This window comes from Methylosoma difficile (genome assembly GCF_054657615.1).
Genome location: NZ_BAAHYJ010000001.1, coordinates 165,291 through 176,882, shown reverse-complemented (window position 1 = coordinate 176,882; position 11,592 = coordinate 165,291). Strand labels below are relative to the sequence as shown.

Sequence of the window (11,592 nt, the reverse complement as noted above, 5' to 3'; positions counted from 1 at the left end):
GAGCAATAAAAAGTCCTTCAAAAGCAAGGCTAATGAAATTTATGAAGCAAGCTAAGTCCGATCCGATTGATTCTAAGATAGGTGCCGTTGTCATTGGCCGCAACGAAGGCGAGCGTTTGCGCGTTTGTTTGAATGCTTTGATTGGGCAAGTGGCGGCGATTGTTTATGTCGATTCAGGATCTATGGACGATAGTTGTGCTATGGCGGAACGCTTGGGGGTAATGGTGGTGGCCTTGGATTTGACCCAGCCATTTACTGCCGCCAGAGCCCGAAACAGCGGGTTCGCACAGCTTATGGCTTGCCAAGCCGATTTGCAGTTTGTGCAATTCGTCGATGGCGATTGCGAGGTGGCTGATACTTGGCTTGGGTACGCCAGTGCTTTCCTGCGACAACACCCTGGCTATGCGGTTGTCTGCGGACGCCGGCGTGAGCGCTTTCCCGAACAATCCATTTATAATCAATGTTGCGATTTGGAGTGGAACACGCCCGTGGGTGATGCTTTGGCGTGTGGTGGTGATGCACTGATGCGGGTTGAAGCTTTTGCGCAGGTGCAAGGCTACCGCGAAAGTTTGATTGCGGGTGAAGAGCCTGAATTATGTTTCCGTTTACGTGCTGCCGGGTGGAAAGTTTGGCGGCTGGATCAGGAAATGACCTTGCATGACGCTGCCATATTGCATTTTTCGCAATGGTGGAAACGCAACGTCCGCAGCGGTCATGCCTTTACTGAAGGCACGTATTTGCATGGCAAATCTGCTGAAAAATTTTGGCTACGCGAAACCCGTCGGATTGTGCTGTGGGGGCTGTTGACTCCTGCTGTAATTTTTACGATGGCATTCATCGATCCTGTATTGTCTGCGTTATTGTCAGTCTATCCTTTGCAAATGCTAAGGATTGCCACTAAAACCCAAGGCAGTTTGAAGACACGATTGTCTTGGGGTGTCCTGACGGTATTGGGCAAATTTGCTGAAGCATTGGGTTTGCTAAAGTTTTATTATGCAAAATGGGTCAACAAAGCGACCCAGATTATTGAGTATAAATAAAAGCAGCTTCTACCCTTGGCGACCGGCTTGTGATTGCCAAAGGTTACTCCCAATATCCCACCCAAAAACTTTCTTATGTTTCTGCCTCAACATTCCCATCTTTTTTTATCAGCTAGGTTGCCCAGATGGTTTTAGACAGTTTGGTCTTATTAGTGGCGGTTGTTATTGCCATTCCTTTGTGGGTTATCGCATTGCAAAGTGCGTTGGCGTTGACGTTAAGCAATATCGGCACTTGCGAGCAAGAAAGTGGCAGTCAACCTACTTATGCCATTGTTATCCCTGCACATAATGAAGCGGGGATTCTCCATGTGTCATTATCTAAGTTATTGGCGGAGCTTGACGACCCTGCTGTGGTGGTTGTGGTTGCCGACAATTGTACCGATGCCACCGCAGATATTGCCCGTGCTTTGGGTGTTAAGGTGTTGGAGCGCCATGATCTTACTAGACGCGGCAAAGGCTATGCATTAGCACACGGGATTGAATATTTGCGTGAATGGACTGCTCCGCCTGAAATCGTGGTGTTTCTGGATGCCGATTGCGACATCAATCGCCTTTCTATGCAAAGGCTGTTAGCTTCTGTCAGCCTTCACAATAAGCCTGCCCAAGCCATCTATTTGATGCGCATGGGTGACAAACCAAGCATAAAGCGCCGGGTTGCAGGGTTTGCTTGGTTGGTCAAAAACAAAATCCGCCCCTTGGCGATGAACCGATTGGGTTTGCCGGTCACATTAACCGGCACGGGAATGGCGTTCCCTTGGCGGATTTTTGATGTTGTCCAGCTTGCCCACGGCAATATTGTCGAGGACATGCAACTGGGTATCGATTGCGCCATATTGGGGATGCCGCCTGTATTGTGTACTGATGCCGAAGTGTTTAGCGATTTTCCTGAACAGCAGGCCGCCGAACAGAGCCAGCGCACCCGTTGGGAACACGGGCATTTGCAGACTATCGTTCAGCAAATCCCTCGCTTGCTGGCAAAAACCTTACAGAACAGGGATTGGCGCTTATTGGGGCTGGCGCTTGATATTGGCGTGCCGCCATTGTCATTGTTGGTGCTGATGGCGATTGTGGGAGTGGTTTTTTCGGCTTTGTTGTTGCCTTTTACAGGGTTTCCTATCGGTTTTTATGGGCTGTTGGTTAGCTTTGCCTGTTTTGCGCTGATGATGGTTTTATTGTGGCGTCGATTCGGTTTGGATTACTTGTCAGCGAAAGATTTGTTGGCAATTCCTTTGTATGTAGTTTCCAAGTTTTCGATTTATAAAGCATTTATTGTTAAGCGCGAAAAAAACTGGGTACGTACCGATCGCGATGTTTAATGTTGTAAATTCTTACCCCTCTGACAATCCCCTAAAACTCAAGGACCTGCCATGAGCATAGCAAAATCAAAGGATGCCAAAATCCGCCAGCAATTAGATTACGATTTTTCCAGAAATGTCTGGTGTGTATTGGGCTTGCCTTTTGACGCATTGACTATGCCACAAGCCATTGATGTGCTGGTATCCGCTTGCGCTGAAGGTCGGCGTTGTTTTATGTCCACGCCTAACTTGAATTATATGGTTGCCTCGCAAGAAGATGCGGCATTTCGGCAATCCGTTATTAACAGCGATTTATCAGTAGTGGATGGGTCGCCTATTGTTCGGGTTGCCAAATGGCTAGGTGTACCTTTACCAGAGCGTATAGCCGGTTCTTCTTTATGCGAACAGCTTTATTCGCGGCCCGCCGACCAGCCGTTGCGGGTGTTCTTTTTTGGTGGCGAAGAAGGGGTTGGCGAACACGCTTGCCAAGCGATCAACCAAGCCTATTCGGGGTTAACGGCGGTGGGCAGTTTTTGCCCGGGTTTTGGTACGGTCGCCGAAATGAGTTCACCGGAAACGCTCTCCGTTATCAATGCCCAAGCGGTCGATGTTTTGGTGGTTTCCATTAGTGCCAAAAAAGGCCAGTACTGGATTGAAGCCAACAAAGACAAGCTGCAGGCGACGGTTATTAGCCACCTGGGGGCTGTTATTAATTTTTTTGCCGGAACAGTACAGCGCGCCCCCGAATGGACCCAAAAGTTGGGGTTGGAGTGGTGTTGGCGCATTTATCAAGAACCGAGCTTATGGAAACGTTATTTTCATGATGGTCGTGTATTTTTAGGTTTGCTTTGGCGAGATGTCTTACCTTATTGGTTGTGGCTGAAACGCCATCCGCTTGATGCATCCCTGCCGGCGGAGTTAAGCATTGAAACCAGCCTAAACGCCGAGCAAGACACTGTTACAGTCACTTTGTCGGGTATTTGCGATGTGCGGACGGTGGCGCAAACCAATCCGCAATTTAAGGCGCTTGCATTACTGGATCGGCATGTGGTGTTGGATTTGGCGAATGTCAGCAGGCTAGATGGCGCGTTTTTAGGCCAATGCTTATTGCTTTACAAATATGTGCTGGCTGCCGGTAAAACCTTGCGGTTCATAAACGCAAGCGCCGATATTCGGCAGCTTTTGCTTTGGAATAAAGTGGACGATTTGCTAAATGAAGGTATTTGAATGGTTTTATGATAGAAAAAGCAGATTACTCACATAGAAAAAGGTTTTGTGTTGTCAGGGGCTTTTTATATTCAGCAGTATGAATGAAGCTTCATATTCCATTACAACTAATGTTGTTCCTGGTCATGAGAATAAGAAAATGAATATAGCTATAGTTGGATGTGGGTTTGTGGCAGATTACTATTTGGCAACGATCCCTCTGCATCCACAGTTAAATTTGGTTGGTGTTTTTGATAGTGATTCTCAACGGAATCAAAAGTTTTCAAATTACCATTCAATAATGTCCTACCAAAGTTTAGAAGATTTGTTGGCGGACAAAACGGTTGAGATGGTATTAAACCTTACTAATCCGCGTAGTCATTATGATGTAAGTAAAGCCGCGCTAGAGGCTGGTAAGCATGTTTATTCAGAAAAACCATTGGCTATGCAGTTGGATCAGGCGGCTGAGCTTGTCGAACTTGCTGAAAAGAATGCATTGCTGATAGCTTCAGCACCTTGCAGTCTTTTAGGGGAAACAGCCCAGACGCTTTGGAAGGCTATTCGAGATCAAGCGGTTGGCAAGGTTCGGGTTGTCTATGCTGAAATGGATGACGGTTTGGTGCATCTTATGCCTTATAAGAAATGGCTAAGTACGTCAGGAACCCCTTGGCCCTATAAGGATGAGTTTGAAATAGGTTGCACTCTTGAACACGCCGGTTATTACTTGGCTTGGCTAGTGGCATTTTTTGGGCCAGCCTTAACGGTGACTTCATTCGCATCAATCCAAATAGCGGATAAGCTCGTCGATGAGCCTTTGAATATGGACTCTCCTGACTTCTCTGTTGCCTGCGTTCAATTTGCATCAGGAATTGTTGCAAGGCTTACTTGTAGCTTAATAGCCCCCCATGACCATAGCATCAAAATTGTTGGTGACAAAGGTGTTTTGTATGTTGACGATTGTTGGAAATATAAGTCTCCAGTCTATAGTCGGAAAATGCTCACGATACGCCGTAAGACTTTTTTAAGCCCTTTTAGAACGCGGTATCCCTTATTAGATTCGAGGAGGGCAAAAGCAAAAACTAAAGGGGCTCAAAATATGGATTTTGCAAGAGGCCCAGCTGAATTGGCTGATGCCATATTGGAAGTGCGCCCATGCCGACTTTCTTCAAGCTATTCGTTACATGTAACTGAGCTTGTTTTGGCAATACACTACGCTCGCGAACAAGGGGCAATGTATAAAATGACAACGACATTTGACAGCATTGAACCAATGGCTTGGGCAGTGGCTTAATATTAATTTCAGTCGCAGGGAGATATTAAAAATGGTGACAAAAGTACGCTGGGGTATTGTGGGGACAGGTAACGTCGCGAGAAAGTTTGCTGCGGACTTTCAGTATGTACCTAATGCTCAGCTAATTGCAGTAGCATCGCGCAGCCAAAGTACAGCCAATTCGTTTGCTGCTGGTTTTGGTTTGGAGAAATCTTATGGTAGTTATGAGCGAATGCTACAAGACAAGGATGTTGATGTTGTTTATATAGCAACTCCACATCTTAGCCACATGAGAGATTGCCTGTTGGCAATTTCAGCCAATAAATCGGTTTTGTGTGAAAAGCCTTTTTTTATTAATGCGTTAGAAACAGATCAGGTAATTGCGGCTGCTAGAAAAAATCGGGTTTTTTGCATGGAAGCAATGTGGATGCGTTTTATGCCCTTGATAAAAGAGGTTAAGCATCGAATAGAGAATGGGGAAATAGGCGATATTAGCGAATTACATGCTAGTTTTGCGTTTCCTGTAAATTTTGATGTAAACAGCCGTTTTTTGAACCTTGAACAAGGGGGGGGTAGCCTTTTGGATCGGGGTGTATATCCCATTTCCCTTGCTTATCATCTTTTGGGAAGTCCTATTAAAGTATCGGGTGATGCAACATTAAACAGTTCCGGAGTGGATACGCTCTCCAGCTATCGATTAGATTATCAATCTGGTGCTGTAGCGTATTTATCATCTAGTTTCAACTATCGATCCAGTAATGAAGCTTTTATCTTTGGGACAAAAGGCTGGATCCATATTCATGAGCCGTTTTTCCGTCCTGAAGCTATATCCTTTTATTCTGAAGTGGCTTCTGCGGCGACAATTAAAAAAGCATTATTATCTGGGGATCAACAAAACCCAGTTTTACGTAAGTTGTTAAAGAGGTTGCAGCCTTTAAGCAGCTTGTTTTCCAACGCAGACAAAAAATACATGAAAATCTTAGGCAATGGTTATCAATTTGAAATCGAAGAGGTTTCCCGTTGTGTATTTGAAAACCTTCAGGAAAGTCAAATAATGCCATTAGATGAGTCTTTGGCCATTGTTAAAACGATGGATAGTTTGCGTCATCAGTGGGGAGTTTTTTATCCTCAGGAACAGCAATCGACCTAGCTTTTGCCCATAATTGGGAGAAAATCGAAGGGAAACTAAAATTTCATATTTTGAGCATTATCATTCATGGTTTCGAGCAGCAATTCTTCTAAATCTATAACTTATATCATTAGCCAATACCCTATGTTGTCGATGATATTTATTATTAGAGAAGTTCTACAGTTAAAAAAAAATGGTTTCAATATTGATGTGGCATCTATTAATGCGGCGGATAGGCGTTTTGAAAGCCTTGTTGCTGATGAGGCTCAAGAATCGGCTCTAACTTACTATGTAAAATCCCACGGGTTAATGGGAGCATTGTTTGCACATATTAAGACCTTAATTAAACACCCTGACGGTTATTTTAAAGGTGTGTGTTTATTATTCGCTTTGGGGCGGTTAGATATTAAAAGTATCATTTACCACCTAATGTATTTCACCGAAGCCCTGATGGTGGGTGTATGGATGCAAAAAAAGCAACAAAGCCATTTGCATGCCCATTTGGGCAGTCAGGCGATGACGGTGGGTTTGTATGTTAAAACCGTGTTTAACACCACGTTGTCTGCTACTATCCACGGCCCGGATGAGTTTTATGATGCACCGGGGCAATATTTGACACAAAAAATTATCGCCGCTGACTTTATTGTTTGTATCAGCCATTTTGCCCGCAGCCAATTAATGAAGCTGTCGCCTTACGAACATTGGCATAAGTTTGAAGTATCCCGCCTGGGTGTTGATCCTGCCGTGTTTTCGCCAAAAGCTTTTAATGCCGCGCCTGATGTTTTTGAAATCATTTGTGTAGGCCGCCTTACTTGTGCAAAAGGCCAGCCTATTTTGGTGGAGGCGCTTGCCCAACTGTTGGCCCAAGGGCGTTCGGTACGCTTAAGGTTGGTGGGCGATGGTGAAGATCGGGCCGCTTTGGAACGCCAAGTAAAGACTTTGGGGTTGAGCGATTCAGTCATTTTTTCAGGTGCGGTCAATCAAAATCATATTAGAGAGCTGTATGCCGCCGCTGATATTTTCTGTATACCCAGTTTTGCCGAAGGCATACCGGTGGTGTTGATGGAGGCGATGGCGATGGAAATCCCCTGCGTGACCACGCGCATTACCGGCATACCAGAATTGATCCAAGACGGTGAAACAGGTTTGTTGGTGGCTCCCTCATCGGTTGATGAGCTTGCCGAGGCTTTGGCGCGTCTGATGGATGACGCACGGCTGCGGCTGCGGTTGGCAAAAAAGGGTAGGGAATATGTTTTGGAACATTATGATTTGGCAAAAAATGTGGAACGATTGGCTGACATTTTTGCCGCCCGATTGAAATAAGGATCAGATATTTTCTGCTTTAGGCGATGCCGATAATTTCTGGTAAAGTTCTGCTTAATTAATTTTTAAAATAGTCTATCTTTATCAATTGTTTTTGTGACTCAGTTCGCATTTTTAAAGTAGGTTTTGGGTTTGGATTGGGGCATGGAAAAAAAATTGGCTTGGCGGATGGGCTTGATAAACGGGTCTATGTTAATCATGGGCTGCTTGTTGGTCATGGTTGTCTTTTGGGGAGGGGTAGAAGAGCTTGCCACACGCTGGGATAAGCAGGAAGAATACAGCCACGGCTACCTGATACCCTTTTTAACCCTTTATTTTATTTGGCAAAAAAAGGACAGCTTAACTGTTAGTCGTTTTTTCCCATCTTGGTGGGGCGTGTTGGTTGTGTTGTTGGCATTAGTGGTTGGTTTTGTCGGCGAAATCAGCGCCCTTTACATTCTTATCCATTACGCATTGATTGCCATTTTTATGGGTTTGGCCTTGTCATTGATGGGCTGGCCCGCCGTCAAGCCCGTGCTGGTGCCTATCGCCTTGCTGATTTTTGCCATTCCAATCCCTTATTTCATTGAGGCGGGGTTATCGGCAAACCTGCAGTTGTTGTCCACCCGTATGGGGGTTGCGTTTATCCGTGCTTGCCAGATACCTGTGTATATGGAAGGCAATATCATCGATTTAGGCGTTTTCCGTTTGCAAGTTGTAGAAGCTTGTAGTGGTTTGCGTTACTTGTTTCCATTAATGAGTTTGGGCTTTATTTGCGGGTTTTTGTTTAAGGCTCCACTTTGGAAACGGGCCATCGTGTTTTTCTCTACCATTCCCATCACTATTATCATGAACAGCTTCCGCATCGGTATGATTGGTGTGCTGGTCGATAACTATGGCTCCAGTATGGCTGAGGGTTTTATCCATGATTTTGAAGGCTGGATAGTCTTCATGGCGTGTATGGGGGTGTTGCTGCTCGAAATTTTGCTGTTGACCAAAATAGGTAAAGATGCGAAACCTTTCTCTGAAGTATTCGGTTTGTATATCGAAGAATTGGATTTATCGACGGGTTATACAGTCACTGAACGCCCCTTTTCAAAGCCGTTGGCGGCGGTGTTGCTGAGTTTGCTGGTTGCGACAGGGGTTGCTTTTTCCATTCAGAAACGTCAGGAGATTTTACCGCCCCGAACCGAATTTGCTGGTTTTCCAATGCAGTTAGGTGGTTGGCAGGGATCAAAAAGCACTTTGGAAGACAATGTGTTGGAGGCGTTGGGATTGACTGATTACATTATGGCGGATTACAAAACTGATAAAGATGAGGTCGTTAATTTCTATTCGGCCTATTACGCCTCGCAGCGTAAAGGCAATTCACCGCATTCACCGCGCGTCTGTATACCGGGGGGTGGTTGGAAAATTACTGAAATCAAAGAAGTTTTGTTTAATGGGTTTCCTGTCAATAGGATTATTGTCAAAAAAGGCGATGACACCCAATTAGTTTATTACTGGTTCCAGCAACGGGGTAAAAAAGTCGCCAACGAATACTTGGTCAAATGGTATTTGTTCAATGACGCGTTGTTTTTAAACCGTACCGATGGCGCGCTAGTGCGTCTGACAACAGTTCTTAAACCAAACGAAACAATAGAAGATGCTGAGAGGCGGATTCAGGATTTTACGTCAATAGTATTACCTGAGTTGCCAAAATATATCCCCAATTGAAGAATTCAGGCTTATCCCATTGCTTAAGCTGCTTGGGTTTGGTTCTACAAAATTAACTATCTCCTATTTATGAGGAATTTATGTATTTTATTCGGTGTTTGATTGTTTTGGTGATGCTTTTGCAAGGCTGTGGTAGCGAGGAGCACATTCAAAAATACTTAGATAGCGGTAAAGCTTTGTTTAAGGCGGGTGATTATGCAAAAGCTAAGGTTGAGTTTAAAAATGCCTTACAAATTGATAATAAATCAGTAGAGGCGTACTACTACATTGCCCAAATCGACGAAAAAAACCAAAACTGGCAAGGCATGTTTGCTAATTTGATGGGAGCCATCAAATTAGACCCGAAACATTTTGATGCGCGAATCAAATTGAGTCGCCTCTATCTGTTTGTGGGCGAATACGACAAAGCTTTTGAGCAGGTTGACATTGTCCTGGTGCAAGCCCCCGAAAATGTTGATGCCTTAGTGCAAAAAGGTACGATTTTATTAAGGCAGGGCAAGCTGAAAGAATCGATGGATTTTGCTGACAAAGCTTTGGCAAAGCAAGCCGATCATGTAGATGCAACGGTTTTGAAATCAGCTGTTTACATGAAAAACAAAGATAGTCAGATGGCTATAAATACCGTCGATAAGCTGCTAAAAACAAGGCCGGATGACATGTCTCTGTACAGTTTAAAGCTGGAGATTTACCGCCAAAATGACGAAACAGCGAAAGTCGAGCAGACCTTTTTGGAGTTAATTAAAAGGTTTCCCCAAAACAACGAATTTGTTATCGGTCTAGCCAGCCATTATGAAAAACACGGGGACGACGACAAAGCCATTATTGAGTTAAGAAATGCCGTCGAGAGACAGCCTGCCAACATCAAGCCAAAAATGGCTTTAATTGATTTCTTGTTAGAGAAAAAGCCCGATTTGTTTGAAAAGCAAGCTAAAGAGTTTTTGCTCACTAATCCTGATGAATCTGATATTTATTTCCGATTGGCAAACTACTACATCAAAGAAAAACGTATTGATGAAGCCAAACAAGCGTTAAATTGGATTATTGATCACAAAGGCGATTCGAAACAGGCTTTGACCGCCAAAGTTGTGCTTGCCACCATTGAGGTTCAAAACAACGACATCCCATTGGCGACCAGTTTAGTCAATGAAGTATTGGCAATTGATGAACGGCATTTTGAAGGCATGATGCTAAAAGCTAATTTGGATTTGATTAATGGCGCGTTTGATGAAGCCATTTCCCAATTAAGGACTATTGTTAGGGATTACCCCAAATCTGATGAGGCGATGGTGTTGCTTGCCCGTGCGTACACCAGTAAAAATTCACCCGAATTGGCGTCTGAAAACTTCCGCAAAGCCTTGGAGTTGAATCCGGGCAATTTTGATGCGGTGTTGCCAGTGGTATCGGGTATGTTGAAAAATCAGGACTTAAGCCGTGCTGAAGAGGTGTTGCAGCAAGCGCTTGAAAAAGACCCCGGCCATCCAGGTGCTTTACAAGCCATGGCACAAATCAGATTGCTGAAAAAAGACTGGGCGGGTTCCCAAAAAGTGGCAGATACCATTTCAACTAAACCTAAAGGCCTAGGCTTTTCAAAATATTTAAGCGGTAAAATCTCTGAAGGGCAAGGTTTGTATAAAGAAGCTGCAGAAAATTATATGCAAGCTCTGGAATACTCACCTGAATTGGAAGACGCTTTGACAGGGGTAGTGAAAAGCTTGGAGGCGTTAAAGCAGAACAGTAAAACCCATGATTATTTAGACAAGTACATTGCTGCGCATCCAGAAAAATGGTTTGCCGTGGTTTTAAAAGGCCAGGTACTGACAGTAGAACAGCGTTGGGCTGAGGCTATCAAATTACTGGATGCAGCTACTGCTAGATGGCCTAAAGAGCCGGAAATTTATGAGTCTTTAGCGAATGTCTATTTAGGGAAAAATGATCTGGATAGCACTATCAGTACTTATGTAAAAGGCTTGCAGGCCAATCCTGAAGATACCCGTATTAAATTTATGTTGGCTTCTGCTTATGAACAACAAAAAAAATACGCCCAAGCCTTGGAAAAATATGAAGCTTTAGTTGCCAAAAACCCCAACATGGATTTTGCCGTCAATAACTATGTTTCATTGCTGCTTGATCGGTTTGAAAGCCCAGAGAATATTGATAAAGCCTTTAAATTGGCTGCTAAGTTTGAAAAGTCAGGGCAGCCTTATTTCCTCGATACTTATGGGTGGGCGCTGTATAAGACAGGCAAAATTGAGGATGCTTTAACAGTGTTTAAAAATGTAGTGGCTTTGTCGCCAGATGTTGCTGTGTTCCACTACCATTTAGGGGTGGCGCATATGAAGTTGAATGATTCTTTTGCTGCGGCGGCGGACTTTGAAAAAGCCATTGCCATCGGTAAAACTAGCGGAGATTTCGCAGAGGAAGACGAAGCGGTCAAATTGTTGGCAAGTTTAAAAGCGGACAAAAAAGCCAAGTAATTGCCATAATCTAAAAAATAAAAGGCCAAACAGAGAAACTGCCTGTTTGGCCTTTTTTATATCCATGTGATTTTGATAAAACAATCCGTTAAATCGCGTTTTGTTTGCCTTTTACCACAAGGGCAGTGGCAAGGCGTGGTACACTTACTTACCTTTAAAT

The 11,592-nt window shown here is 44.2% G+C and carries 8 protein-coding genes; all 8 read left to right on the top strand.

Annotated features, from left to right (window positions below):
- Positions 1-32: 32 nt before the first annotated feature.
- The 8 genes from ACYQ1O_RS00955 (at position 33) to ACYQ1O_RS00920 (ending at position 11,432) form a co-directional block, all read left to right on the top strand.
- A complete protein-coding gene (locus tag ACYQ1O_RS00955; protein ID WP_459989634.1) occupies positions 33-1,040 on the top strand; it encodes a glycosyltransferase family 2 protein in 1,008 nt (335 codons plus the stop codon).
- 125 nt (positions 1,041-1,165) lie between these two features.
- A complete protein-coding gene (locus ACYQ1O_RS00950; protein ID WP_459989633.1) occupies positions 1,166-2,356 on the top strand; it encodes a glycosyltransferase family 2 protein in 1,191 nt (396 codons plus the stop codon).
- 51 nt (positions 2,357-2,407) lie between these two features.
- Entirely contained in the window at positions 2,408-3,562 is a 1,155-nt protein-coding gene (locus ACYQ1O_RS00945; RefSeq protein ID WP_459989632.1) for a WecB/TagA/CpsF family glycosyltransferase, read from the top strand.
- Positions 3,563-3,641: 79 nt separating this feature from the next.
- Complete coding sequence (locus ACYQ1O_RS00940) at positions 3,642-4,832, top strand: Gfo/Idh/MocA family protein (protein WP_459989631.1); 1,191 nt, start codon at positions 3,642-3,644, stop codon at positions 4,830-4,832.
- A complete protein-coding gene (locus ACYQ1O_RS00935; protein ID WP_459989630.1) occupies positions 4,795-5,961 on the top strand; it encodes a Gfo/Idh/MocA family protein in 1,167 nt (388 codons plus the stop codon). Before ACYQ1O_RS00940 ends, ACYQ1O_RS00935 begins: the two co-directional genes overlap by 38 nt.
- 444 nt (positions 5,962-6,405) lie before the next feature.
- Entirely contained in the window at positions 6,406-7,263 is an 858-nt protein-coding gene (locus ACYQ1O_RS00930; protein WP_459989629.1) for a glycosyltransferase family 4 protein, read from the top strand.
- 144 nt (positions 7,264-7,407) lie between these two features.
- Positions 7,408-8,958, top strand: a complete 1,551-nt coding sequence (gene xrtD / locus ACYQ1O_RS00925) for a VPLPA-CTERM-specific exosortase XrtD (protein WP_459989628.1) — start codon at positions 7,408-7,410, stop codon at positions 8,956-8,958.
- Between the two features lie 80 nt (positions 8,959-9,038).
- Positions 9,039-11,432 carry a tetratricopeptide repeat protein gene (locus ACYQ1O_RS00920; RefSeq protein ID WP_459989627.1) on the top strand — a complete coding sequence of 798 codons (2,394 nt, stop codon included), beginning with the start codon at positions 9,039-9,041 and terminating at the stop codon, positions 11,430-11,432.
- Positions 11,433-11,592 lie beyond the last annotated feature (160 nt).